A 26,988-nucleotide genomic window follows, 5' to 3' on the forward strand; every position below is an offset into this window, starting at 1 on the left:
ATATATGGATATCCTTATCTATCTCTATTAATCTATTGTTGCCATTTTATAAATTTATCTTCTATTACTGCGATGATTTTATACATTAAAGCTGATATTAAAGCTAAAATAAATACGCTCATCATTACTAAATCCAATCTAAATACTTGACCACCATAGACAATAAGATAACCTATACCTGCTTTTGATACTAAAAATTCTCCTACAATCACACCTACCCAAGACAATCCGATATTTATTTTAAGTGTACTTATTAAGGCAGGAATTGAAGAAGGAATAACTACTTTTTTTAGAACTTGAAATTTAGAAGCACCAAAAGTTTTTAATAATCTAATCTTATCTTCGTCAACAGATTTAAAACTAATAAACATATTCATTATCGTAACAACTATAGATACTGTTATAGCCGTTACAATAATACCAGAATAACCTGCACCTACCCAAATGATTACTATTGGGGCTAAAGCAGTCTTGGGTAAACTATTTAAAACTACAAGATAAGGATCCAATACTCTTGCCCAAAAATCAGACCACCAAAGTCCTATAGCAATGATTATACCTAAAAGAGTACCTGCAAGAAATCCTACCACTGTTTCAAAGACTGAAATTCCCACATGATAGAATAGGTTTCCGTTTTTAGAGTATTCTATAAAGAGTTTCCATATACTTGAAGGATAACTGGTTAAAAAAGTATCTATCCATTTAAAGTGTGCAGCAATTTCCCATAAAAGTAGGGCAACTACTAAGATACTTATTTGAGCTAATAGAACACTTCTATTTTTTCTCTTTACATCTATTAAATACTTTTCATGTTCTTTTGAAATTCCTTTATTAGACATGGACATCTAGCTCCTTCCATATTTTATTAAAGTAATGCCTAAATTCAGGAGCTTCTCTACATTTCATAGGAGTTCTTATACCTGTAGGACAGGAAAGTTCTATGTTTATAATTTCCTTTATGCTTGCAGGTCTTTTCGTTAGTATAACCACCCTATCTGACATACTTATAGCTTCTGATATATCGTGAGTTACCAATAAGGCGGTTTTTCTTTCTTGTTTTAATATTATACCAATTTCATCAGCTATAGCTAATCTAGTTTGATAGTCCAAAGCCGAAAAAGGTTCATCCAATAGTAGTAAATCTGGTTCTAATAACAGGGTTCTAATCAATGCAACTCTTTGTCTCATACCTCCAGATAGTTGATTTGGATAACTATGCTTAAAATCTCCTAGACCATAGTTTTCTAACATTTCTTCAGCATTTTTATAAGCAAGATTATTTAATTTACCTTGAATTTCTAAACCTAATACAACATTTTCAATAATAGTTCTCCATTGGAAAAGCTGATCTTTTTGAAACATATAACCAAAATTTTTACAGGATTTTTGAATTTCTTCTCCATTAATTAATATTTTTCCTGTACTAGGTTTAATAAGACCAGCGATTATCGAAAGAAGAGTAGATTTTCCACAACCACTTGGTCCTACAATACCTACAATTTCTCCCTCATAAATATTTAAATTTATATCTTTTATAGCTTCTGTTTCCCCTTCTAGGGTGTGGTAGATCATTCCAATGTTCTTAATCTCAACTACTGTTTTTTCCTTCATTCTATCACTCCTTAACTAAAGGAACATATGATACTTTATAGTATTCTAAGCTATATGATTATGTGAAAGTCTTTAAAAATTAAATCCTCTTGAAGTATAATACTTCTAAAGAGGATTTAATTTTATAACTATTATTTTTTTGTTATATTTTTAATAGAAAATTTGGATATAAGTCTAGAAATATCTAATAATATTGGATAAACTCTAACTTGGCTAGGATAAGCTAAGTATCTTGGCTTCCAAATAGGCTCGTAGAAGACTTATACATAATGTTTCTAAAACTAAAGGCAACTACTCCATCAAAACCAATAAAATTGTTCATTGCATTTGCTATCCAAGAAAATCTGAGTAGTTTAGAATAAGTAATATTTGGTTTGAAGAAATGGAATAAAACTAAATCATATCCCATTATTAATGATACAGATAATAAGCCTAATAAAAACAGAATAAGTACTTGTATTCTAGGAATACTTCTTAAAGTAATAAGAATTTGGGCATAATCTATAGCGTATAATTCATCTTTTAATTTTAGAAAAATAATTTATGTAATTACAACAGAAAGTAAAATTTTCATAACCTTTTTGTTTCTTTTATCATTTAAAGACTTTTTTATAATACTTATCAATCTAGCCATAAAAACTCCTTTCTAAATTATTATTTAATTACAAATAATATTAGTTATGCCTTACTTTTTAGTACTAGAAATATTTTAAGGGTTTCCAATCTAATCCTATTATAATATATTTCTATATTTTAATTCAAAATATAAAAAAAGTGGTATAATATTTAAGGTTGATAATCTAAAGGGGGAATTAGTTTTGCATCAGTATAAAGGAAAGTTGATAATACATACTGGGTCTATGTTTTCAGGTAAAACTTCCAGTCTGGAAAAAGATGTTAAAAGGTTTAATATAGCAGGATATAGCACTATAGCCTTTAAACCGTCTGTTGATAATAGATATTCAAGAAATGAAATAGTGACTCATGATTTAACTTGCTTAAATGCAGTTTTAGTTAAAAATATTGATGAAATAATAGAGTATTGTAGAGAATTGAAACCAGATGTAATTGCTATAGACGAAGTCCAATTTTTAGGAGGTACTATAAAAGATATTGTTTCAGGGATTAATTACTTTTTAGAAAAAGACTTGACGGTAATACTGGCAGGTTTAGATATTGACTTTACAGGGAAGCCATTTGAAATAGTGAAAGAATTAATGCCTATTGCAGATTATTTATATAAGCATCATGCAGTATGCGTTAAATGTGGAGCTGATGGATGGGTAAGTCATAGAAAAACAAAGGATCAAGAGAGAATAAAAATAGGAGCATCAAAAGAGTATGAACCTTTATGTAGAAAATGTTTTTTAGAAGAAAAAAGAAATATAGATTAGTAGTATAAAAAACGGAGGTATATAGCATGTCAGATTATATATTATTTGAACCTTCAAAACATCCTCTATATGAAGAATATAATCAAGACTATTTATATATTTTTAAAGAGAATAAATTGATGGTTGTTAAAGACAATGAGAAATATCATGTACCTAGAAGAGATACTATTGATGAACTCAATGTAGATTTAATTAATTTTCAGTGCATAGGTGCTTATGATGGACACAATTGCTTTTGTGGAGAAATTACAGATAATATAAATAGTAACAGCATTGATTTTGTTGACTTAAGAACTTATTCAAAATATGTAGATGAAGAAACATATTTACTATCTTCAAAGGCACTTCTATTATTAAACTGGCTAAAATCTAATCAATATTGTGGTAGATGTGGCTCTAAAATGGAAAGAAAAGAAGATGGAAACGATAGAGCTATGGTTTGTCCTAATTGTGGCAATATAGTTTGGCCTAAAACTGCTCCTGCTATTATTGTGGCTGTTACAAAGGGAGATAAACTTTTACTAGCACACAATAGGCAATTTCCCGAAGGAATGTATAGTGTTTTAGCTGGTTTTGTAGAGTTAGGTGAAACTTTTGAACAATGTGTAAAAAGAGAAGTATTTGAAGAAACTGGTATAAAGGTAAAAAATATAAAATACTTTGGAAGCCAACCTTGGCCTTTCCCTAACTCCATGATGATAGGATATACAGCTGAATATTTAGAAGGAGAAATAAGAGAAGATAAAGATGAAATTATTCATGCTGATTGGTTTTCAAAAGAGGAGATACCAGGAAAGTATAGACAATCTATAAGTATAGGATCAAGACTAATAAAATGGTTTTTAGAAAATCATTAAGACAGAGTTTATACGGTATTTCTTATATTTTATTGAAATAAAATTAGATTTTTGATATTATATGAATAAACAAATAGAAAAGGATGGTATATAAGAATAATGAGAATGTAATCTTTTCATCAAGAACAAAATTTAGGAATATTTTTAGGTAGACCTTTAAATAGGTTTACTTTTGGTGCTTAAATGTTCTGGAAAGGATTACATTAATTAAATGTTTTAAAAATAAATTCAACATATTAGTTTTAACTAGTATGTTTTCGTGATTATTTAAAATATAAAAAGTAATCCTTCCAGTGTATATAGGAGGGATTTTTTTGTTAGTATTAGAAATTAAAAATTTGAAAAAATATTTTGGAGATAGGCTAATTATAAAAATTAATAACTTAAAGATATACTCTGAAGATAAGATCGGAATAGTAGGCTTAAATGGTAGTGGAAAGACTACATTATTGAATTTTATATATGGAATTACCAAGCCTGATGAAGGATATATAAAAGCATATGGTACTATCTCATATATTAAACAATTTGAGGATTTAGATGAAGCCTATGTAGATGCAAAATATTTAAGTAAATTTGAGTTAAAGAATAAGAAAGCTACCTATATGAGTGGAGGAGAAAAAACTAAGCTAAAATTAGCTCAAACGTTAAGTAAAAATAGCAAACTAATACTTGCAGATGAGCCAACCTCAAATTTAGATTTTGAATCCATAGATTTACTATATAGAGAATTCATGAAATTTGATGGAAGTTTGGTTTTGGTTTCTCATGATAGAGATTTCTTAGATAAAGTATGTAATAAAATAATAGAGATAGAAGAAGGTAATATAAAAGTATATGAAGGAAACTACTCTAAGTATAAAGAACAAAAAGAAATAGAAAGAAAAACTGAAAATCTAGAATATGAAAAATATATAACTGAAAAGAAGAAATTAGAAAAGGCAGTATTTCATATTAGTAATAAATCGAATAAGATAAGAAAAACACCAAAACGAATGGGTAATTCTGAAGCAAGGCTTCATAAAATGGGTAATCAAAATGCTAAGAAAACTTTAGATAAAACGATTAAAGCTTTAGAAACTAAGTTAGAGCGATTAGGGCAAAAAGAAAAAGCTAAGGAAATAGAAAATATAAAAGTTGATTTTTCCAAAAAAGGAGACATTTATTCTAGAATAGCTATAAATGCAGAGAATATCAATAAAAGCTTTGGAGATAAAGTTTTATTTAAAAATAGCAGTTTTCAAATTTATAATGGAAGTAAAACTGCTTTAATAGGGAATAATGGAGCAGGAAAGACTACTTTAGTAAAGATGATTTTAGAGGAAAATAAGGGAATAACCCTTTCTAAGAATGTTAAAATTGGATACTTTAGTCAGGAATTAGAGATTTTAGACAATGAAAAAACCATTATTGAAAATATTATGGATTCTAGTATTTACGATGAAACTTTTTCTAGAACCATACTTTCTAGGTTATTGTTCAATATGGAAGATATTCATAAAAAAGCTGCTGTATTAAGTGGAGGAGAAAAAGTAAAAGCATCCTTTGCAAAAATCATCTTGAGTGATTTTAATTTGCTCATTTTTGATGAGCCTACAAACTATTTAGATGTCTATTCTATTGAAGTTATAGAAAAAGCGTTACAAGAATATGAGGGGACTATTTTATTTGTTTCTCATGATAAAAAGTTTATTGAGAATATAGCTGATAATATTTTATATATAGAAAATCAAGAGATAAAAAGCTTTTTAGGTTCTTTTAAAGAATTTAAAGAAAGTAGTGAAAAAGATACTGAAATAGAAATTAGCCTTATTGAGAAGAAAGCTGTATTGGAGTATAAACTAACCGAAGTTTTAAGCAAACTATCCATAACATCTAAAGATGAAGAAAAGGAAATATTAGATGAAGAGTATAAAGGAATACTTAAAGAATTAAATAAAATTAGAGAAAGTTTGAAAACCAATTAAAACTATAAATAAAGTATAATTATATGGCAAATAGATAAAGAACATTATAGCAGGATGAAATTTTCATCCTGCTATTTAAAAATTTTTATAGGCTCTATCATTTAATTATTTATCACATATTGGATTGCATTATCTTCTTCATAATTAGCTCCAATTGTTGCATCTATTTCGATATTAGGAATAGTTTGTACTTCTTCATTTATGGTCCCGTCTCCATTCAATGCAAGAAGGCTGCTAAATCTTATTACTATTCCACTGTTAGGTAAATAGAAAAATAATGGATCTATACCAATACCATCTCCACCAGTAGTTTCACCTACTAATGTTGCAAAACCGCTATCTTTACAGAAAGCAGCAAAGCTTTCTGAAGAAGAATATACTCCTTGGTCTACTAGTAGATATATTTTGCCTTTAAAGTCTACAGGACTTACTGGTTTTAAAGTTAGCGTAAATATATTATAATGATCGAAATCTGTTTCTATTTCTTCTGGAAAGTCTTGTAAGATTTTTTTATCCAGTTTAGATATAGGAAATAGTTTCATTCCTCTTGATTTGTAAAAAGGATTTCCGTAATTACCTCTAGTAAATACATAGTTATCTACAGATATATTTATTTTAGCTAAGGGTTCTACTACATTTTTTCTCCAATAAAGATCATTTCCACCACCATTACCTCTAATATCTATTATCAGTTTGTCATAATCTTTAATTTCTTCATAAAATTTTCTTATTTCTTTTCCATCTTCCTCAACTCTTTTACCATTCATTTGATTAATTTTTAAATAGGCTAACTCGTTAGGAATTATAATATCTGAATTAAAGGCAGGATCATTAGATCCAAAATATTTTCCGTTTTCAAACTCTTTCATGTGGTTTTTATCGAAATCATACCATTCTAACACTTTCTCGTTTTTAAATACCTTAGCCCAAGGCTTATTATAGGTCTTGGAACCTTCGGAATTTGCATATACATCATAATACCATTCAAACTCTTCTTTACTTACTACATGGGTATGCCCATTATTTAATTCTTTAACGATATTACTTATTTGACCCATAAAAGTATCATTATCAGTAGTATTCTCTATCCAAGCTTTATATTCATCCTTATTTTCTAACCAGTCAATACCATTAACTCTCTCATTTACTTTAAGAAAAGGATAATTTCCTTCAATGATTTTGTATAGATATTCGAAATCTTCTAGTTTTTCTTCTTTAGTTAATTGAGCTATAGAAGTTTGAACATTAGATGTTTCTTTAGTACAGCCTGCTAAACTACTTAATATAACCAGTAAAGATAAGATAGAAATTAAATATTTTTTTAGATTATTTTTCAATGTCATCCCCCTTAAAATCTAATTTTTAGTAAAAGTAACATCACCAGAAGAAGTTTGTATTTTAATAGTTTTATCTCCTGTTCCTATTTTCCCTTTAAATGTTCTATCATTATTTTCATTTATAGTCATAGGTATATCTGATTCAAAAATTCCAGATGATGTTATTCCGTCTATTTCATAATTTACATTGTTAGATAGTTTAAAGATTATATTTCCAGAGCTTGTAGCTATGTCTATATTTCCTGATGTCTTTTTAAAGTCTAGTATAATATCTCCTGAATTACTTGTTATAGTTGAGTCTCCTAGAAAATTTCCAATTTTAATATTCCCAGAAGAAGTACCTGTTTTTAATATGGGTGAATTAAGATTATCCATATCTATATCTCCTGAGGAAGAAGTTAGATTTACTTCATCACTAAAATTAAGACCGTCCAGCTCAATTTCACCAGAAGAAGTAGCTAAAGCTAATGTTTTACCTTTAATATTTTCTATATCTATATCACCAGAGTTAGAAGTAATGTTAAAATCAATACCTTCTAAATTATTTATTTCAATTTCGCCAGTTGCAGTAGCTACATTATAATTTCCATTAAAAGTGTTTGGAACATATATCTCTAAAACCAAATTCGATTGGCTTACAGTATAAGAATTAGTTTTAGGATTTTCTAATTTTATTGATAGATCGTCTAAATTTTTTTCTACTTTTAAAGTAGGAATAACATTGGCAACAACGTCGCCGTGATAATGAACTCTTACATCATTTCTATTCTGAGGTATAAACTTAATGTCTACAAAATTAGAAGCGGCAGAGATGCTTTTGATCTCGTTTAAATTATGAATTTTTACTTCATCCATAGTTCTGGATTTTAAGTTTCTTGAGTTAATGGTAAAGATATTATTTTTTCCTCCTATAGATATAGATTCATTGCCATCTTTTATATTTATGCCTCCTATACCAATATTTACATTATTTTCTCCATCTTTTATACTTATTCCACCTTTGCCTATTTTAACACTAGCACCATCAGCATCAATATTTATTGTACCATTTCCATTAATATGTTTACTATATTTATAATTGTCATTGTATCTTAGTGATAATAATCCAATTCCAAAAGAGATTAAAGCTATTCCAGTTAAAATAGCTACAATTTTTTTTGTTGACATGTTAACCCTCCTATCTTTTAATTAAATCTAAATTCCATTGTATATATTTAATGGCACCTTTATATAGCAATTTTGTTAAATATACACATAGTAATAAACTTAAAATGCCTAAGGAAGTTAAAGCAATACCAAAGGCAATACCTGTTAATGGATGGAAGTTTATACTAATATTAAAGAATCCTAAAGGACCTATTATGGCTCCAAAAAAAGAACCTAAGCCACCTGCTAGAATTCCGATAGCTCCTCCGTAAAGACCAATTAAACCACCAACTATTCCTAAAAAAGGACCTAATACTATAACTAAGTTAAAGAAACCTAGAGCTAATACAATTAATAGTGTTCTTAAAGAATTATTAGATGAATTATTATTGCTATTATAAACTGTTTCATTTTGATAATTTTTAAAAGAACTTTTATAATTATTAGCTATATCCTGTGGATCTCCAAGTTCTTGTGAAATTTCTTCTTCGCTTTTTCCTTTAGAAAGTCCTATATCAAAATGTTCTTCATAATCATATAAAATATCCTGTAAATCATCATTAGGTAAACCTTGCAAAGCAATTTTTAATTGTTGTAAGTATTCTGCTCTATTCACTAAAATCACCTCTTATTATATTATTTACCCCATCAATAAAACTTTCCCATTCTATTTCTAGTTCATCGTATACTTCCTTGCCTTTGGAGGTTATTTTATAGTATTTTCTAGGAGGACCTTCTTGAGATTCTTGTAAATAAGTGGTCACATATCCTTCTGTACGAAACCTTCTAAGTAAGGGGTAGATAGTTCCCTCAGATATATCTATAAATTTAGAGATATGATCTACAAGTTCATAGCCGTAATAATCTCTTCTAACAAGCAAGGAAAGAACACATAGTTCTAATACACCTTTTTTAAATTGGATGTTCATAAGTTTCTCTCCTTATTATATTCTTGAGTACATTATATACTACGCTACCTTTTATTACAAGGTACTAAGAAAAAATAATAGCCGCAAATTAATGCAGCTAAAAATTTAGTCCATCTTTATGAATACATACACTTAAAGCTATTCCAATACAGACCATATTAACCAACTGAAAAGTACCTCCATAACTTAGAAAGGGAAGAGGTATACCTGTTATAGGCATTAGTCCAATAGTCATACCGATATTTTCCCATATGTGAGCTACAAACATAGCAGTAATGCCAATAACCATTAAAGAACCAAACATATCATTACTATCTTTTGCAATTTTAATTAATCTATAAAGCATAATAAAATAAAGAATAATTAAGGTTAACCCGCCTATAAGACCTAATTCTTCACCGATAACTGCAAATATAAAGTCTGTTTGTTTTTCTGGTATATAATTAAATTGAGTATATACACCTTTGAATAAACCTCTACCAAATACTTTTCCAGAGCCTATGGCTACACGACCTTGCATAGCTTGATACCCAGTATTAGGAATATCTCTTTCTGGATCTAGAAAATTTAATATTCTGTTTCTCTGATAATCTTTAAGAGAAAACCATAGTATAGGTAAACTAATTATTGCTGAAAGAAAAGCATAACCTATATACTTCCAATCCAAACCTGCTACGAATAACATAACTGCAAGAAAGAAAACTAAAACGATAGATGTACCAAAATCAGGTTGCTTTGCTATAAGAAGAATTGGTATTCCAGAAAAAAATAATATTTTAAATAGTGTTAAAGGGCGATTTAATTCATTTTTATTATTATCAATATATTTCGCCAGAAATATAATTAAACCTACTTTTGAAATCTCTGCTGGCTGAAACTTAAAACCTCCAATGGCCAACCAGCTTCGTGAACCCCATTTCTCAACACCTGTTCCAAATAGTGCAACTGCAACTAACAATAAAACTGATACTATGTAAATAGGAATATAGATTTTTCCCATAAATTCGTAGTCTAATAAAGTTAAAAACACAATAGCAATAATACCTAAAATTGTAGAAAATGCTTGTACTTTCACAGAACGAAGATTATCAAAAGTCAAAGTTGCACTCCTAATCATAAGTATTCCATAGGCACATAATAGTAATACAGTTATAAATAATACAAGGTCAAATCTTTTCAGAGACTTTTTTCTTAAATTAAACATATCTTATGCTCCTTTATTCAGTGATTAAATAGATTGTACCATATTATAGCAAAAGATGGTAAACAAAAAGCTGCAAATTAATGCAGCTAAAAGTTTAATCCATCTTTATGAATACCCACACTTAAGGCTATTCCAATACAAACCATATTAACCAACTGAAAAGTACCTCCATAGCTTAGAAATGGAAGAGGAATACCTGTTATAGGCATTAGTCCAATAGTCATACCAATATTTTCCCATATATGAAATACAAACATAGATGTCATGCCAATAACCATTAAAGAACCAAACATATCATTACTATCTTTTGCAATTTTAATTAATCTATAAAGCATAATAAAATAAAGAATAATTAAGGTTAACCCGCCTATAAGACCTAATTCTTCACCAATAACTGCAAATATAAAGTCTGTTTGTTTTTCTGGTATATAATTAAATTGAGTATATACACCTTTGAATAAACCTCTACCAAATACTTTTCCAGAGCCTATGGCTACACGACCTTGCATAGCTTGATATCCAGTATTAGAAGTATCTCTTTCTGGATCTAGAAAGTTGAATATTCTCTCTTTCTGAAATTCATCTAATTTAAACCAAAGCACTGGAAGACTTAAGATACCTACTAAAAAAGCATACCATATATATTTCCAATCAATTCCTGCAGCAAAAATCATAACAGCTATAAAAAATACAAAAACCATAGCAGTACCTGCATCAGGTTGACGTAAGATTAAAAGTACTGGAAATCCTGCAAAAGCCAATATTTTAAATAGAGTTAAAGGTTCATTTATATTTTCTTTATTTTTGTCAATAAATTTAGCTAAAGATATTATTAGCCCTATTTTTACAAATTCAGCTGGCTGAAATTTAATAGGACCAATTTTTAACCAAGACCTAGCACCCCATTGATCTTCACCAAAACCAAACAGTAAAACTGCAACTAATAATAAATTACATAGAACATAAATAGGGATATATAATTTTCCTATGAATTGATAATCTAAAAGAACTAAAGTGACAATGGCTATTACTCCTAAAACAGTAGAGATAGCCTGAGTTTTTACATGGCGTGCAGTTTCTAAACTTAAGGTCGCACTCATTATCATAACTAATCCATAGGCACACAATAATAGTACTGTTATAAACAATATAAAATCAAATCTTTTTAAAGACTTTTTCTTTAAATTAAACATATAAGTACTTCCTTTCATTATGCTAGAAATAATTATATCATACTTTTATATTTTGAAATAGTTAAAAATAGGTGATTTTGTGGTATATATAATATAAGGTATATATAACATAAATAGTAAAAAAAGGAGTGGTTAAGTGTTAGTTGGTTGTCATTTGAGTATAGCACAAGGATATAAAAAAGCAGCAGAGTGGGCTGTAGAAATAGATGCTAATGTATTTCAATTTTTTAGTAGAAATCCTAGAGGAGCATCCTCTAAAGAATTGGATTTAGAAGATGTAGAAGCCATGAAAATAATAGCAAAGCAACACAATTTTGGACCACTATTGGCTCATGCTCCATATATACTAAATTTAGCATCATATAAAGAGAGTACTTATGGTTTAGGAAAAAGGATATTGAAGGAAGATTATGAGAAACTAAACAACATATCTATTCCATATTTTAATTTTCATCCAGGAAATCATGTGGGTAAAGGAACGGAATATGGTATAGAGAGAATAGCCGAAGCTTTAAATGAAATAATTACTGGAAATGAAAATACTATGATTTTACTGGAATCCATGTCTGGAAAGGGAACAGAAGTGGGTTATACGTTTGAACAGCTTAAATCTATAATAGATAAGGTTGAATACAGCGAACTAGTAGGAATTTGTTTGGATACTTGTCATGTATATTCAGCTGGCTATGATATCGTTAATGATTTAGACGGGGTTTTAGAGAATTTTGATGATGTAATAGGTATTGATAAGTTGAAATGTATCCATTTAAACGATAGTATGATGGAATTTAATAGTAGAAAAGATAGGCATGCAAAAATAGGTGAAGGAACACTTGGATTAGAAGCTATAGAAAAAATTATAAGTCATCCTCAGTTAAAAGATTTGCCATTTTATTTAGAAACACCTAATGAATTAGATGGACATAAGGAGGAAATTAAGCTTTTAAAGAGCCTTACAGTTAAATAGAACAAGAAAAAGCCTATATGTAGGCAAAATAAGCATAGATAAAAATATAAAAATTAGCTATGTTTAGTGATTATGAAAAGCTATTTTAAGCATCATGAAGAAATAATAAAATGATATATAACTATGTATCTATATTAATTATAAATAGAGAGAATGTATTGTTAAAAATAGCCATAATTATAATAGGGAATGAGTATATAGTCAGTGATAGAATGCTATCCTGACTATATAACTGTTAGATAGAAAAGGGGAGAGACTGCTTGAAATATTTTTATGAATTGATAAAAAGTGAAGATGGACTTCCGGTAAAATCTTTTATACATAGTGTAGACAAATTTGAAATGCATTGGCATGGTGAGATAGAGATAATATTAGTGCTGCAAGGCACGATAAATATTAGAGTGGGAAACGAAAGGTTTCTTCTTGAAGAGAATGATTTAATATTAATAAATAAAAATGAAGTACATAATACTAGCAAAACAAAGGAAGATAATATGCTGTTGGTATTACAGATTAATCCAGAATATTATTCTTCTTACTATCCTAGATTTAATAAAATGATATTTAATTGTAAATCTTTTCTTTATGGAAAAGAAGAGCAGAAAAGCTTTGATATGATTAGGCACCATCTAGCCAAAATAGTATGGGAATTAAATAAAAAAAGAGAAGGATATCAGCTTATAATAGGAGCTGAAGCACACCTATTAGCAGCTTTTTTAGTTAATAATTTTGATCATACCTTTATAGAAGATGAAAAATCAGTAAGTATGAATAAAGATATTGTTAGACTTCAGAGCATAATTAACTATATAAATAGGAATATGGAAAGGAGAATAACACTTCAAGAAATAGCAGATAATGAACAACTTAGTGTTTATTATTTATCCCATTTTATCAAGAAAAATATGGGAATGTCTTTTCAGGAATATCTAAACAATATCAGACTAGATAAAACAGTAAATTTATTATTAAATAGTGATAAAACAATAACAGAAATATCTTATGAAAGTGGATTTGCCAGCACTAAATCTCTTAATAAGCTTTTTAAGGATGTGTATGATTGCTCACCTTCAGAATATAGGAAAGCGTATGGAAATATAGTTTATAATGAAAACAAAGATAGAAATGAAGATTCTAATAAGAAAAAAAGCAGAACATATTTAGATGTTGATAGAAAAGCAGCTTTTAAAAGGTTATTTAGTTATTTGAAGGGATTAGATAATGAAGTTCAAGATGAAAATACATTTTCTACTACTAAAGATGTTATATCAGTAGACGTAAGAAATGAGGGAGTTAATTACAAACCTTATTGGAAAAAATTAATTACATATAGTAGAGCAGTAGAAGGATTAAGAAAGGGATGGCAGAATCAATTTGAGGAACTACAGAATGACATAGGGTTTGAATATATAAGATTTCATAGCATTTTTTCTGATGATATGATGGTATATAACCTTAGCGAAGAAGGTCATATTATCTACAACTGGTCTTACGTAGATGAGCTTTTGGATTATTTTAAAAAAGTCAATATAAAGCCTTTTATTGAACTGGGATTTATGCCTTCTGAGATAAAAAGTCTAGATGAAACTGTATTTTGGTGGAGAGCAAATATATCTCAACCAAGAGATATTAAGTTATGGACAGATTTAGTAGTAGAATTTATTAAACATTGTATAAACAGATATGGGCTAAAAGAAGTAGAAACTTGGTATTTTGAAGTATGGAATGAGCCAGACCTAGAATACTTTTTTTGGATTGGAGGAAAAGAAGCGTATTTTAAATTTTATGAAGCGACTGCATGGGCAGTTAAATCTGTTTCCAATAAACTAAAAGTAGGAGGACCTTCTATTACTCATCAAGCTATTTCTGATAGTACTTGGCTAGAAGATTTTTTGATATATTGCAATAAAAATGATGTTCCCTTAGATTTCGTTTCCTTGCATATATATTCTGAATCCTATTCATCTAAAGAAAAAGTACAAGATATAATGCTAAGAGCAAAACAAGGAGAAAGTCAGCAGGAATTAATGGCTGAATGGAGAGAAATGCAAAGAATTTATTTTGGCAAAGATCATACTTACGATACATTAAATTCAGCTAATGATAAAATAAATAGGCTGTTATCTTATAATACTGAACTTCATATTACAGAATGGAATGCCTCATCCTATAGTAGAAACTTAATCCATGACACATGTTTTATGTCTACTTTCATTATCAGCAACATTTTAAAGTCCATAAATATAGTAGATTCTATAGGATATTGGACTTTTACTGATATAATGGAAGAGGCGAAAGCAGGTATATCTCCATTTCATGGAGGGTTTGGTTTAATTAACAATAATGGTTTGAAGAAACCGTCATATTTTGCATATTATTTTTTATCAAAGTTAGGAGAAAAAATTATAGAACAAAATGAGGAATATATAATCACTAAAAGTGGAGAAGACATTCAGATTTTAGTTTATAATCATACATATTTTGATGATTTATTCTTAAATGGAGATACTTCTGCGTTAACTAATACAGAGAGATATTTAGTATACGAAGAAAAGGCAGAAAGGGAAGTTGAAATTAATATAAATGGAATTTCAGGGAAGTATAAAATTACTAGATATCAGTTAAATAGGGAGTATGGATCAGTATTTGATGAATGGATAAAGATGGGTACTCCAGAAAATATGACTCAAGAAGAATTAAACTATCTTAAAGGAAAGGCATACCCTAAAATTACTGTAGAATATTTAAATTTAGATGAATATTATAAAGAAAAATTATACATACCAGTACACGGAATTGAGCTAATGACACTAGAGAAGAAACTATAAATAATGGTTTTATAAGATAAGATGTTAAGCTAAACGGGTTTATTTTAAAAAATAAACCCGTTTTTTATATGGAGTAATATAAAATATAGCAAAAAAGAAGATGAATATAAGCAAGATATGCATAGATATAAATGGAATAATTTACTATGATGGTATTTATAGTATTTAATGAAAAAGAAAGGAGGATTATATTGAAAATATTTCACAAGAAAATTAAATATCACAAGAAAATTAAATATAGAATAACTTTAATGATTATTCTAGCAATGCTACTTCAAATAGTAGCACCTAAGGTATTAAATTATACTTTTGCTGACGGAGGTGAACCTGGATTAGAAGAACAAATAGATCAAGAAAATCCAGATGAATCAATAGTTCCAGAAGAATCAGAGGATCAGGAAGGTGAGGTAATACCTGAAGAAGAAAATTTAGGAGAACCAGAAGAAGAAAAAAGTGAAACAACAGATGAAACACAAATAGAAGATAGTGAAAATGATGTAGAGGTTACAGATGAAGAAGGTAGCGAGGGCAATTCAGATAAATTCCCTTATATAGTTAATGTAGAAATCAAAGATCAAGATGGTAAAGATTTTGTAGGAAAAATAGAAAAGGATTCGAAAATCCGCATTGAATATAAGTTTGAAATTCCTGATGAAGAAATTGTAGATACAACCAACACTTATATACTAACGATTCCGGAGCAAATCAAAATAGAAAGTGAGATGAATCTTCAGGCAAAAGATGGTGAACGTGTAATAGCAACAGCTACTGTAACTACTGACAACAAGATAACTATTAAGTATGAAGATGAGGTTAATAATGAGGACTATCTATATGACCGTACTGGATACTTTTGGATTTACACCGAATTTGATGAAGAAAAAATAGGTAACGGTGGTGAGACAGAAATCGAATTTGATTTGGGAGGAGGTAGTAGTACTACTATCAGAATCGAATTTGAAGAAGAGGAAGAGAAAGTAGATATTAATCTAGAAAAATGGGGTCACTATAACAACGAAAATAATGAAATAACATGGACAGTTAGGGTTAAACCTGAAACAACACCTAAAGGAAAAACTATAAGTAATGTGGTTATAACAGATGTGATTCCAGAGAATCAAACTTATTTATTAGATAGTGTCCACATTTACCCTGAAGTTACAGAAGGTGAATTTTCTTTTGAAGGAAATATATTAATCTACAGGTTTAACAAAGATATTAAAGATGGAGACGAATATACAATAACTTTCAAAACAAAACCTGATATTTCTGCATTTAATAAGGAAGGAGAGCTTATTCGTTTCCATAATCAAGCAGAAGCCACATTTGGGGATGGAGGTATATCTACTTCTAATAAAGCTACAGTTGAAACAGTTGTAGACTTTGTTAACAAAAGTGGTAGATATAATGCAACGACTAATCAAATTGATTGGACTATAACAATAAATAACAACAACTTGGAAATCAGAAATGCGAAGATAGTAGATACTATTCCTGAAGGTGTAGAATTAGATGTTGATTCGATAATGCTTGATGGAACCCCTATATCTATAGGAGGAAATTTAACATATGTTAATAAAGTCTTAACATATGAATTTGATAGAACTATCATAAGACAGCATACCCTAACTTATTCAACTAATGTAGTAGATCCAGATGCTTATAACTCAAATGATCCAAAGATATATACAAATAAAGTAAAGTTAGATGGCGATGGGGTTCCAGGAGATGCTACTGATGAAGAAGGGGTAGGAGTTCCTACAAGTATAATTAGAAAAGAAGGTGCTGGATACAATCCTTCTACCCATGAAATTACATGGAAAATTATAGTTAATAGTAATAAGATCAAAATAGAAAATGCTGTAGTTACTGATGACATTCCTAAAGGTCTAGAATATGTTGAGAATTCTTTTACAGTAGATGGTATGCAAACTAATGAAGGATTTATTTATACTAAGGAAAATAATGAAAATGCTAATAGAACTGGAAGTTTCATTTATTCTTTTGGTAATATTGATAAAACAACTCATGTATTAACTTTTAAAACTAAAGTATTAGATAATAATATATGGGCACATAATAAAAACGTGTGGTTTGACAATACTGCAAAGTTAACTGGAGAAAATATAAAAGATTCCATATCAACAGGGAATCAACAAGTTAGAAGCAAAGTCATAGAAAAGACTGGAACAGGGTATGATTACATTACTAGAAAAGCAACTTGGAAAATAGTGGTTAATCAAAACAAAATGCCTATAAATAACGCTATTGTTACAGATATTATAGGCGATTATCAAAATTTCATAGTGGGGTCTGTAAAAATAGATGGAAATGAAATTACTGAGGGTATTGATGATAAACAATATAGCTTTGATGAAGAATCGAGAACTTTAACCATTAATTTAGGAAATATTAAAGATCAACACACTATAACCTTTGAAACTATAATACCTGAAGATAAGTTGGATATCTTCTATAAAAATGGAGATAAAGAATTATTAAATACTGCAACTCTAACTGGAGATGAAATTCCAGATGGAGGTGTGTCTTCTACAGGTAAAAATAGAATAAAAAATACTGTTGTTAGTAAAACAGGTAAATATGCGAAGGGCAACTCTTTTATAGATTGGGAAGTAGTTATAAATCAAAATCAACTACCTATAAAAAATGCTGTCTTAGAGGATACATTACAAGAAGGTCTTGAATTAGATACTTCATCAGTTAAGTTGATAAAATTAGTAATTGATAAAAGTGGAAAACATACAGAAGGCAATGAAGTTACATTAGACACTTCAAATGTTAAGTATAATCCAGAAACTAGAGTATTTGAATTCATCTTTACGGAAGATATAAAAGAAGCCTATATTCTGAAGTTTAGAACAGATATTGCAGATACTCATAATAATGCTTCCTTTACAAATACTATTAACTTTAAAGGAAGTAGTAGAAGTGAGACGGGTACCAGTACTAAAATAGGGGTAAGCTTCCAGACTGGTGGCGGCGGTGCAGGAGGTACCGGCAGAGGTAGCATTACCATAGTTAAGGTAGATGAAAATAACAATTTAACTAAATTAGAAGGATCTATATTTGAACTTCTTGATATGTTCAAGAATATCCTAAAAGTATCTGAGCCAACAGGAATCAACGGAGAAACTTTATTTAAGGGATTAAAATATGATACTACTTATTATATAAGAGAAAAAACTCCGCCTAAAGGCTATGCATTAAGTAATGAGATTTATGAATTCCAAGTAAAAAATGAAACAGGTAAAAAAGACATTAGATATGAATTTAAAAACACTAAAATCAAAGGAAATATTGAGTTTGTTAAATTTGGTGAGGGAGAAGAACCACTTGCAGGTGCAGAATTTAGCTTATATAACGCAGAGGATGACTCAACAAGTATAGTAACTGCAACAAGTGGAGCAGATGGTAAAGTGATATTTAATAATATTGCTTTTGGAAGCTATATTATTAAGGAAACTAAAGCACCAGAAGGATATATATTATTAGATGTGGTTTTAAAAGCCACTATAAGTGAAGATGGAGTAACGATTAAGGCAAATCCAGAAAGTATATCTAATACTAAGATAAGAGGAATCTTTGAACTAACTAAAATAGATATATCTACATCAAAACCATTATCAAATGCTAAAATAGCCATATATACAGAGGATGATGTTTTAGTAGATGAAAAGATAACAGATGAAAATGGAATTGCAAAGTTTGAGAATTTACCTTATGGTAAATATTACTTCATAGAGACAAAAGCTCCATCAGGTTATTATAGGAATAATGAAAAACATTCATTTGAAATCAAAGAAAATGGAGAAATAGTAAAAGATACTCTTAAAAATGAAAAGATGAGAGATCCAAGAGATAGAGATGAACCATCGGATCCAAAAGATCCAGATAAGCCAACGGATCCAAAGGAACCAAATAAGCCAACAGATCCGAAAAAACCAGAGAAACCACAAGAGCCAGAAGATCAAGATGATTCTATTATAGAAACTACAGAGATAGAAACACCTGTAGATGATGAAGTAGAAGTTGATCCAAATGAAATACCTTTAGGAAATGTAGATACCAAACCAAATGTAGATACTAAACCAAAAGGACCTATGGATGTACTTCCAAAAACAGGTGAGGGGAGTAAAATAGGGTTCTACGTTAGTGGCGTATTGCTAATATTAATAGGTTTCATCTTTAGAAGAAAAATGGCCTAAATAATGAAAAAGGGCAGAGAGTGTTTCTCTGTCTTTTTCCTATTGGCTTATGTAAAAGGTAGTATGATATTAATCTATGGAAACTAAGGTAGGTAAGAAAATGAAAAGAAAAATAATTTCAACATTGATTATAATATTGGGAATATCAATAATGATATATCCCAAGGCATCAGAACTATATAATGATTATCAACAGGAGAAACTCATTCAGGAATGGAAAGAAAGTATACTGAATGTAGAACAAGACTACATGGAAGATGAAAATGATGATATAAATTATGATGCAGATGAAATTGATGTAGAGACTATTAAGGAAAATTTGTTATCCAATAAAAATAAAAGAGAAGAAGAAATAGAATCTAGAAAAAGAGAAGAAGAGGCTAGAAAGCAAGAATATATTAAAAAAAATATGGAAGGAATATTAAAAATTGAAAAAATAAATTTAGACTTACCAATTTTATCTGGAGCAACACAAGGAAACTTAAAGATATCTGTAGCTAGTATAAGAAATACTGGAAAACCAGGGCAGGTAGGAAACTATGCTATAGCTGGTCATAGAAACAGAACCTATGGGAGAAACTTTAATAGGTTAGATGAAGTTGAAAAGGGAGACATTATAGAGGTGGATATTGAAAAAGGTAACTATATCTATACTGTAGTAGAGAAAATCTATGTTAAACCAGAAGAAACTTGGGTTTTAAATAGTAATAATGAGGATAGGGAAATTACCTTAGTAACATGCCATCCTATGACTAATCCAACCCATAGATTAATAGTAAAGGGAAAAATAATAGAATAGGACTTTAGGTGTAAATATTTAGAATTAGATGGGTATACGGTACTATATACAAATAAGATAAATCATTATACAATTGAAATAATTAAATATTTTATTAGGTGCTTTCCACCGATAAAGGCAAATCTAGCGAAAGCTAGAGACGCAAAACTAAAGGGCCTTACTTATGAAATAAGATGGCAGCCAGTTATCGAAAGGGGAGTTTTTTATGTTGAAACTACGTATAATGACTTTCTTGCTAGTACTTTTTTTATTATTACCTTCTACAGTAGTTTTTGGACAAGCCTCTTCTTCAAGTATCGATAAGACCAACTTAAGTAATGGATTAATAAGTACAAATTATAAACTTAAGAAAGACGTAGAAACAAAGATAATGATTAGTAAGGGAGACATAACATATACTTATGATTTAAAATCAAACAATAGTTTTCCATTGCAACTTGGAGACGGAGAATATACTGTTTCTATATTGGAGAATGTAGCAGGAAATAAATACAGACTAGTAGAAAAAGAAGATATTACTTTAAAATCAATAGATGGAAATAAAGTATTTTTGCAATCTATTCAAATTGTTAATTGGAATCAACATATGGATTCTGTTAAGAGAGCTAAGGAATTAACTAAAAACGCTAAAGATGATAAAGAAAAAGTTACTAAAATATATAATTATATTATAAATAATATTAAATATGATTCTCATAAGGCAGAAAATGTAAAGACTGATTATATACCGTCTATAGATGAAACATTGAAAACTTCACAGGGAATATGTTACGATTATGCTGCTTTATTTGCAGCAATGCTTAGAAGTGTAGATGTTCCTACAAAACTTGTCATGGGACGTAAAAATGACGTAAAAGCTTATCATGCTTGGAATCAAGTTTATTTAAAAGATACTAATGAATGGGTTACTATTGATACCACTTATGATGCTGCTATAGCGAAAAATAATAGGTCTAATTTAATGATAAAAGATGAAAAAGAATACATGATAGAAAAACAATATTAAAATATAAAAAACCCTAGAACGCTAATAAGTGTTCTAGGGTTTTAAAATTCTAATACATTCTTTTAATAGACCATTTTATTGATTTGTCAATATATATTTAAATTTAAGTGGTATAATAATATTAAATTATTTAAAGGGAGATAATTATGGATTTAAAAGAGTATATTATTCAAAAGTCTAAAGAAATAAATATAGATATTATTGGTTTTGCTGATTGTAAGCCTTTGTTAAATATCAAGGATTATCTTATTTATAAAGAAAAAGAAAATATCCAAACAGAATTCGAAGAAAAAGACATGGAGAAGAGAATAGACCCAAAGCTTACTTTACCTAGTTGCAAATCTATAATTGTCTTAGGGATTTCCTATAATGTAGATTACAATGAAAAGACAAATTATAAACTAAAAGGAAAACTATCCAAATCCACTTGGGGATTAGACTATCATATAGTATTAAAACATAAAATGGAACAGTTGGTTGAAAGAATCAAGGAAGTCACTGATTTTGAATACAAATATTTTGTAGATACAGGGCCATTAGTGGATAGAGAGTTAGCTAAGAAAGCTGGAATAGGTCATTATGGAAAAAATTGTTCTATTATAAACCAGGATTACGGCTCTTTGATATTTATAGGTTATATACTTACAGATTTAATTATTGAATCTGATGAAAAAAGCATTGAAGAAAAATGTGAAGATTGTAATCTCTGTTTAAAAGCCTGTCCTACTGGTGCATTAGAAGGATCTTATAGATTTAATCCTAAAAAATGTATATCCTATTTAACTCAAACCAAAGAGAAAATTCCTTATGAACTTAGGCCAAAGATGGGAACGAAAATATATGGATGTGATACCTGTCAATTAATATGTCCTAAAAATAAGGATGTAAGTAAATCTAGGCATATTGAATTTATTCCAACGAATAATAAGGGCTATATGGACTTGGAGGAATTGCTTCAAATATCTAATAGGGAATTTAAAGAGAAATATGGATATATGGCAGGTAGTTGGAGGGGTAAAACCATTTTAAAAAGAAATGCTATAATCGCATTAGGAAATATGAGAAATAAAGAAAGTCTACCTTTACTCATAAATTTATTAAAAGATACAAATCCTATGATTAGAGAATATACAGCTTGGGCTATATTGAATATAGATAAAGATTATGGAAAAACAATAATAGAAGAAGCTATGTATATAGAAAAGGAAGAAGAAGTAAAGAAGGAGATGGAATGTTTGTTAAAGTATTTTTTTACAAACCTATCCAATAATAAATAAAATTATGATATACTATAGATGCATGAAATGTCCTAAATATTATACATAGGGAGGTAATACTGTGGCCAATGTCCATGAATTAAAATTTTTAAAGGAAAAAATTGAAGATTTAAAAGAGCAAGGAGTATATAGAAAATTACCTGTACTAGAAAGTGCAAATCAAGCTGAAGTAATACTAAATGGGAACAAGGTTATTAACCTATCTTCTAATAATTATCTTGGATTTGCAAACCATCCAAGATTAAAAAAAGCTGCCATAGACGCTGTTGAGAAATATGGTGCTGGTGCTGGTGCTGTTAGGACTATAATTGGAAATATGTCAATTCATGAAGAACTAGAAGCATTACTTTCTAAATTCAAAAGAGAAGAAGCAGCTTTTGTTTATCAATCAGGATTTAACTGTAATGCAGGTACTATTCAAGCTGTTACTGAAGCTGGAGACATAATTATTTCTGACGAATTAAATCATGCTTCAATTATAGATGGAAGTAGACTTAGCAAAGCTAATAGAGCTATCTATAAACACTCTGATATGGACAGTTTAGAACAAGTACTTAAAGAAAGTAGAGATAAATACAGAAATATTTTAATCATAACCGACGGTGTATTCAGTATGGATGGTGATATAGCTAAACTTCCAGAAATCGTAGAATTAGCTGAAAAATATGAAGCTATGACTTATGTTGATGATGCTCATGGTTCAGGAGTCCTGGGAGAAAGTGGTAGAGGTACTGTTGATCACTTTGGCTTACATGGAAGAGTAGATTTTACTATTGGAACTTTATCAAAGGCTATAGGCGTTGTAGGAGGATATGTAGCTGGATCTAACACCATGTATGAATGGTTAAGCCATAGAGCTAGACCAGTATTATTCAGCACATCATTACCACCAGCAGCAGTAGGAGCAATAATGGAAGCGTTAACAATGCTTATGGAATCTACAGAGTATACTGATAGATTATGGGATAATGCAAAATACTTTAAAACCAAACTTGGAACATTAGGATTTAATACAGGTCATAGTGAAACTCCAATTACTCCAGTAATTATTGGAGATGAGGCTAAAACTATGGAATTTAGTAGAAAACTACTTGAAAAGGGAGTTTACGTATCAGGTATAGTATTCCCAACAGTACCAAAAGGAACTGGAAGAGTTAGATGTATGGTTACAGCTGCTCATACTAAAGAGCAATTAGATAAGGCAGTAGAAGTATTTGAACAAGTAGGAAAAGAAATGAACATACTATAATAAAAGGGGGAATATCCCCCTTTTTATTTTATCAAAAATAGTCTAAAATAGATAATTAATGCTTAATATAGTATGAGGTGATATATATGATAATTGGTGCTTGTTCTTTAAAGTTAATGATTTATGAGTCTTATTCTTTAAAGGATAAGAGACATATAATAAAGAGTATAATTGGCAAGATTCAATCTAGATTTAATGTATCTATAGCAGAAGTCGATTTAAATGATAGTTGGCAAACCTCTATTATCGGTTTTGCTTGTGTAACCAATGACACAAGTCATGCTAACCAAATCCTTTCAAATGTGATAAAATTTATAGATGGAGATAGTAGGGTAGAGATTATAAATTATAATATAGAAATATTGTAGGTGATAAAGTGAGAAAAATGTTAAGTAAAGATGAGATAAAAGAAGTTCTAGATTTATTAGAAGAACTTTATCCAGATGCTAAGGCAGAGTTAAATTATACAAATCCTTTTGAGCTTTTGATTGCAACAATTTTATCTGCTCAATGTACTGACGTACAGGTCAATAAAACCACAAGTACTTTATTTAAAGAATTAAAAAGTCCAGAAGATTATTTGGAACTTTCAGAAGAAGAACTTGGTGAAAAAATAAGAAGTTGTGGATTTTATAAAACAAAAAGTAAAAACATTTTAACTACATGTGGTCTATTGGTAGACAAATTTAATGGCAATGTACCTAATACTATGGAAGATTTAGTTACGTTACCTGGGGTAGGAAGAAAGACTGCCAATGTGGTTTTAAGTAATGCTTTTGCTACACCAGCCATAGCTGTAGATACTCATGTTTTTAGGGTTTCCAATAGAATAGGTCTAGCTAATAGTAATAATGTACTAGATACAGAAAAGGATTTAATGGATAATATAGATAGAGATATGTGGTCTAAAGCTCATCATTTATTAATATTCCATGGAAGAAGGATATGTAAGGCTAGAAAGCCTTTGTGCGAAAAATGTCCATTAACTGATTATTGTTTCTTTTTCAAAACAGAAAATAAATAATAGGATGAAAGGGTTGTTAGCATGAAGCATTGGGAAGAAACAAGAGAAGATTTAATATTTTCTCTAGATATAGGTACTAGAACTATAATAGGAATAGTTGGGGAATACACAGAAGATGAAAAATTTAAAATTCTTGCCTATACTATAAAAGAACATAATAGAAGAAATATGTATGATGGCCAAATTCATGATATTGAAGGAGTTACTAAAATAGTAAAAGAAATAAAAAAAGATTTAGAGGAAAAAATAGATGCTCCTTTAAAAAGAGTTTCTATAGCAGCAGCAGGTAGAGCTTTGAAGACTTATAAAATAAAAGTAGAACAGTTTTGTGACAGTTTATCTGAAATATCTAAAAGGACAATAGAGGCTTTAGAATTAGAAGCAGTACAAAGAGCTCAAGAAGAAATTAATGCCCAAGATTCTAATAAAAGTTTTAAATATTACAGCATAGGATATAGTGTAGTAGATTATTTTTTAGATGATAATAAAATGGAAAAATTAGAAGAACATAGAGGCGAGAAAATTGGAGTAGAATTATTAGCAACGTTTTTACCTCAAGTTGTTATAGAAAGTTTGTATTCTGTTATATCTAAAGTAGGATTAGAGGTTGGAAGTATTACATTAGAGCCAATAGCTGCTATTAATGTTGCTATCAAGGAAGAGTTGAGACTTCTTAATCTAGCTTTAGTAGACATTGGAGCAGGTACCTCAGATATCGCTATAACCAAGGATGGGCATATTATATCCTATGCTATGACCTCTACTGCAGGTGATGAAATAACCGAAAGGTTAGCAAAAGCTTATTTGTTAGATTTTAATAATAGTGAAAAATTAAAGGTAGAATTAAGTCAGAAAGATGAACATGAATTTACAGATGTGCTAGGTATATCTTATAAGATGTCTACAACAGAAATAGTAGATAATATATTCGACATCATAGAAAAAATAGCTATAGAAATAAGTGAAAGAATATTGGAATACAATGGAAAAGCCCCTAGTGCTGTATTTTTAGTAGGTGGAAGTAGCCAGATGCCTAGGTTGAAGGAAACTTTGGCTGAAAAATTAGGGATACCGAAGGAAAGAGTGGCTATAAGAGATACTACTTTTATAGAAAATATAGAAGGATTAGAAGACATAAAGGGACCGGATATGATAACTCCTATAGGTATAGCTATGGAGGGAATTCAAGATAAATATAGAAATTTTTTAAAAGTACTCTTTAATGGGGAAGAGGTAAGAATTTTTAATACTGAGAATATAAAAGTATCTGATATATTAGTTTTAACAGGTTTTAATCCAAGAAAGCTGATACCAGAAAGAGGAGAAGACTTTATATATTACATTGATGGAAAGAAAAGAATAATCAAAGGAGAAAATGGAACTTCACCTGAAATATTAGTTAACGGGAAATTAGCCAATCTAAAAACTGCTTTACAAGATAAAGACGTTGTGGCAATAGTACCAGGAATTAAAGGTAAAACAAAAATCCCATATTTATACGATTGCATAGTAAGAGATAAAATTATCTCTTTAAATAAAGAAGAAGTAAATTTAATAAGAACTATTAAAGTAAATGGAAAGGTTATTGAGGAAAACATACAACTAAAGATGGGTGATTCTATAGAAATAGAAGAAATAAAGGATATAGATTCGTTATTAAAGTACCTAGATAGAGATTATAATATTAACGATTTGCTAATAAACGGTAAAAAAATAGAAAATAACTATTGTCTAAAAAACGGAGACTTAATAACAACAAAAGAAGATAAAAAATCTATTAATCTTATTGTAAATGGAGAAGATAAGACAATAGTTTTCGATAAAGAAGAATTTATATTTGTAGATATATTTAATTATATTAATTTCGATTTATCTGCTATAAAAGGTAAGCTTGTGTTAAAGACAAATGGAAAAGAAGCAGAATATATGGAACCTTTAAAAGATGGAGATAAATTAGAAATTTATTGGGAGTAG

The 26,988-nt window shown here is 29.2% G+C and carries 21 protein-coding genes and 1 riboswitch; of the genes, 13 read left to right on the forward strand and 8 right to left on the reverse strand.

All coding sequences use genetic code 11. The features are described from left to right. Nucleotides 1-32: 32 nt before the first annotated feature. Together KQI42_RS07410 and KQI42_RS07415 are read right to left on the reverse strand one after the other, a co-directional pair. Nucleotides 33-839, reverse strand: a complete 807-nt coding sequence (locus KQI42_RS07410; protein WP_216518368.1) for an ABC transporter permease — start codon at nucleotides 837-839, stop codon at nucleotides 33-35. Next, a complete protein-coding gene (locus KQI42_RS07415; protein WP_216518371.1) occupies nucleotides 832-1,611 on the reverse strand; it encodes an ABC transporter ATP-binding protein in 780 nt (259 codons plus the stop codon). Before KQI42_RS07415 ends, KQI42_RS07410 begins: the two co-directional genes overlap by 8 nt. An 818-nt stretch (nucleotides 1,612-2,429) precedes the next feature. On the opposite strand from KQI42_RS07415, the gene KQI42_RS07420 reads away from it, so the two are divergent. The 3 genes from KQI42_RS07420 (at nucleotide 2,430) to abc-f (ending at nucleotide 5,829) form a co-directional block, all read left to right on the forward strand. Further along, nucleotides 2,430-3,005 (forward strand): thymidine kinase, encoded by a 576-nt coding sequence (locus KQI42_RS07420; protein WP_216518373.1) that lies wholly within the window; start codon nucleotides 2,430-2,432, stop codon nucleotides 3,003-3,005. A gap of 26 nt (nucleotides 3,006-3,031) precedes the next feature. Continuing rightward, the gene (nudC, locus tag KQI42_RS07425) at nucleotides 3,032-3,862 is read left to right on the forward strand and encodes an NAD(+) diphosphatase (RefSeq protein ID WP_216518375.1); all 831 of its coding nucleotides are present in this window, start codon (nucleotides 3,032-3,034) and stop codon (nucleotides 3,860-3,862) included. Nucleotides 3,863-4,176: 314 nt separating this feature from the next. Then, nucleotides 4,177-5,829, forward strand: coding sequence for a ribosomal protection-like ABC-F family protein (abc-f, locus tag KQI42_RS07430; protein ID WP_216518377.1), 1,653 nt, complete (start codon nucleotides 4,177-4,179; stop codon nucleotides 5,827-5,829). Nucleotides 5,830-5,930: 101 nt separating this feature from the next. Here abc-f and KQI42_RS07435 read toward each other — a convergent pair whose 3' ends face one another. The 6 genes from KQI42_RS07435 to rodA (KQI42_RS07460) all read right to left on the reverse strand — a co-directional run bounded on the left by KQI42_RS07435 (nucleotide 5,931) and on the right by rodA (KQI42_RS07460) (nucleotide 11,638). Continuing rightward, nucleotides 5,931-7,166: a S41 family peptidase gene (locus KQI42_RS07435; protein WP_216518380.1), complete on the reverse strand. Its 1,236-nt coding sequence runs from the start codon at nucleotides 7,164-7,166 to the stop codon at nucleotides 5,931-5,933. A gap of 18 nt (nucleotides 7,167-7,184) precedes the next feature. Further along, nucleotides 7,185-8,333, reverse strand: a complete 1,149-nt coding sequence (locus KQI42_RS07440; protein WP_216518383.1) for a DUF4097 family beta strand repeat-containing protein — start codon at nucleotides 8,331-8,333, stop codon at nucleotides 7,185-7,187. A 10-nt stretch (nucleotides 8,334-8,343) separates the two neighbouring features. After that, entirely contained in the window at nucleotides 8,344-8,928 is a 585-nt protein-coding gene (locus KQI42_RS07445; protein ID WP_216518385.1) for a DUF1700 domain-containing protein, read from the reverse strand. Next, on the reverse strand, nucleotides 8,921-9,241 hold the full coding sequence (locus KQI42_RS07450) for a PadR family transcriptional regulator (protein WP_216518387.1): 321 nt from the start codon (nucleotides 9,239-9,241) through the stop codon (nucleotides 8,921-8,923). Before KQI42_RS07450 ends, KQI42_RS07445 begins: the two co-directional genes overlap by 8 nt. Nucleotides 9,242-9,338: 97 nt before the next feature. Beyond that, nucleotides 9,339-10,445, reverse strand: a complete 1,107-nt coding sequence (gene rodA, locus KQI42_RS07455) for a rod shape-determining protein RodA (protein ID WP_216518389.1) — start codon at nucleotides 10,443-10,445, stop codon at nucleotides 9,339-9,341. 86 nt (nucleotides 10,446-10,531) lie between these two features. Further along, entirely contained in the window at nucleotides 10,532-11,638 is a 1,107-nt protein-coding gene (gene rodA, locus KQI42_RS07460) for a rod shape-determining protein RodA (RefSeq protein WP_216518391.1), read from the reverse strand. Nucleotides 11,639-11,774: 136 nt separating this feature from the next. On the opposite strand from rodA (KQI42_RS07460), the gene KQI42_RS07465 reads away from it, so the two are divergent. From KQI42_RS07465 to KQI42_RS07510, 10 genes are all read left to right on the forward strand, one after another. Then, nucleotides 11,775-12,605 carry a deoxyribonuclease IV gene (locus KQI42_RS07465; RefSeq protein WP_216518393.1) on the forward strand — a complete coding sequence of 277 codons (831 nt, stop codon included), beginning with the start codon at nucleotides 11,775-11,777 and terminating at the stop codon, nucleotides 12,603-12,605. Between the two features lie 260 nt (nucleotides 12,606-12,865). Beyond that, entirely contained in the window at nucleotides 12,866-15,433 is a 2,568-nt protein-coding gene (locus KQI42_RS07470) for a GH39 family glycosyl hydrolase (RefSeq protein WP_246566235.1), read from the forward strand. A gap of 191 nt (nucleotides 15,434-15,624) precedes the next feature. Then, nucleotides 15,625-19,659, forward strand: coding sequence for a collagen binding domain-containing protein (locus KQI42_RS07475; protein ID WP_216518395.1), 4,035 nt, complete (start codon nucleotides 15,625-15,627; stop codon nucleotides 19,657-19,659). Nucleotides 19,660-19,759: 100 nt separating this feature from the next. Beyond that, complete coding sequence (locus KQI42_RS07480; RefSeq protein WP_216518397.1) at nucleotides 19,760-20,458, forward strand: class D sortase; 699 nt, start codon at nucleotides 19,760-19,762, stop codon at nucleotides 20,456-20,458. Nucleotides 20,459-20,564: 106 nt separating this feature from the next. Further along, nucleotides 20,565-20,650: riboswitch (cyclic di-GMP riboswitch) on the forward strand. Between the two features lie 13 nt (nucleotides 20,651-20,663). After that, nucleotides 20,664-21,464, forward strand: coding sequence for a transglutaminase-like domain-containing protein (locus tag KQI42_RS07485; protein ID WP_216518399.1), 801 nt, complete (start codon nucleotides 20,664-20,666; stop codon nucleotides 21,462-21,464). Between the two features lie 146 nt (nucleotides 21,465-21,610). Continuing rightward, a complete protein-coding gene (queG, locus tag KQI42_RS07490; RefSeq protein WP_216518401.1) occupies nucleotides 21,611-22,741 on the forward strand; it encodes a tRNA epoxyqueuosine(34) reductase QueG in 1,131 nt (376 codons plus the stop codon). 61 nt (nucleotides 22,742-22,802) lie between these two features. Further along, nucleotides 22,803-23,990 (forward strand): glycine C-acetyltransferase, encoded by a 1,188-nt coding sequence (locus KQI42_RS07495; RefSeq protein ID WP_216518403.1) that lies wholly within the window; start codon nucleotides 22,803-22,805, stop codon nucleotides 23,988-23,990. An 86-nt stretch (nucleotides 23,991-24,076) separates the two neighbouring features. Then, nucleotides 24,077-24,358 (forward strand): DUF503 domain-containing protein, encoded by a 282-nt coding sequence (locus KQI42_RS07500; RefSeq protein ID WP_216518405.1) that lies wholly within the window; start codon nucleotides 24,077-24,079, stop codon nucleotides 24,356-24,358. A 17-nt stretch (nucleotides 24,359-24,375) separates the two neighbouring features. Continuing rightward, nucleotides 24,376-25,014: an endonuclease III gene (nth, locus tag KQI42_RS07505; protein WP_216518614.1), complete on the forward strand. Its 639-nt coding sequence runs from the start codon at nucleotides 24,376-24,378 to the stop codon at nucleotides 25,012-25,014. Between the two features lie 21 nt (nucleotides 25,015-25,035). Next, complete coding sequence (locus KQI42_RS07510; RefSeq protein WP_216518407.1) at nucleotides 25,036-26,988, forward strand: cell division FtsA domain-containing protein; 1,953 nt, start codon at nucleotides 25,036-25,038, stop codon at nucleotides 26,986-26,988.

It is taken from the genome of Tissierella simiarum (assembly GCF_018917865.1).
Taxonomy (GTDB): domain Bacteria; phylum Bacillota; class Clostridia; order Tissierellales; family Tissierellaceae; genus Tissierella_C; species Tissierella_C simiarum.

What these genes read in the sequence shown, in the direction of transcription:
- KQI42_RS07410 (WP_216518368.1), bottom strand. Translation starts at nt 839, where the DNA reads ATGTCTAATAAAGGAATTTCAAAAGAACATGAAAAGTATTTAATAGAT.
- KQI42_RS07415 (WP_216518371.1), bottom strand. Translation starts at nt 1,611, where the DNA reads ATGAAGGAAAAAACAGTAGTTGAGATTAAGAACATTGGAATGATCTAC.
- nudC (WP_216518375.1), top strand. Translation starts at nt 3,032, where the DNA reads ATGTCAGATTATATATTATTTGAACCTTCAAAACATCCTCTATATGAA.
- KQI42_RS07440 (WP_216518383.1), bottom strand. Translation starts at nt 8,333, where the DNA reads ATGTCAACAAAAAAAATTGTAGCTATTTTAACTGGAATAGCTTTAATC.
- KQI42_RS07450 (WP_216518387.1), bottom strand. Translation starts at nt 9,241, where the DNA reads ATGAACATCCAATTTAAAAAAGGTGTATTAGAACTATGTGTTCTTTCC.
- rodA (WP_216518389.1), bottom strand. Translation starts at nt 10,445, where the DNA reads ATGTTTAATTTAAGAAAAAAGTCTCTGAAAAGATTTGACCTTGTATTA.
- rodA (WP_216518391.1), bottom strand. Translation starts at nt 11,638, where the DNA reads ATGTTTAATTTAAAGAAAAAGTCTTTAAAAAGATTTGATTTTATATTG.
- KQI42_RS07480 (WP_216518397.1), top strand. Translation starts at nt 19,760, where the DNA reads ATGAAAAGAAAAATAATTTCAACATTGATTATAATATTGGGAATATCA.
- KQI42_RS07485 (WP_216518399.1), top strand. Translation starts at nt 20,664, where the DNA reads ATGTTGAAACTACGTATAATGACTTTCTTGCTAGTACTTTTTTTATTA.
- queG (WP_216518401.1), top strand. Translation starts at nt 21,611, where the DNA reads ATGGATTTAAAAGAGTATATTATTCAAAAGTCTAAAGAAATAAATATA.
- KQI42_RS07500 (WP_216518405.1), top strand. Translation starts at nt 24,077, where the DNA reads ATGATAATTGGTGCTTGTTCTTTAAAGTTAATGATTTATGAGTCTTAT.
- nth (WP_216518614.1), top strand. Translation starts at nt 24,376, where the DNA reads ATGTTAAGTAAAGATGAGATAAAAGAAGTTCTAGATTTATTAGAAGAA.
- KQI42_RS07510 (WP_216518407.1), top strand. Translation starts at nt 25,036, where the DNA reads ATGAAGCATTGGGAAGAAACAAGAGAAGATTTAATATTTTCTCTAGAT.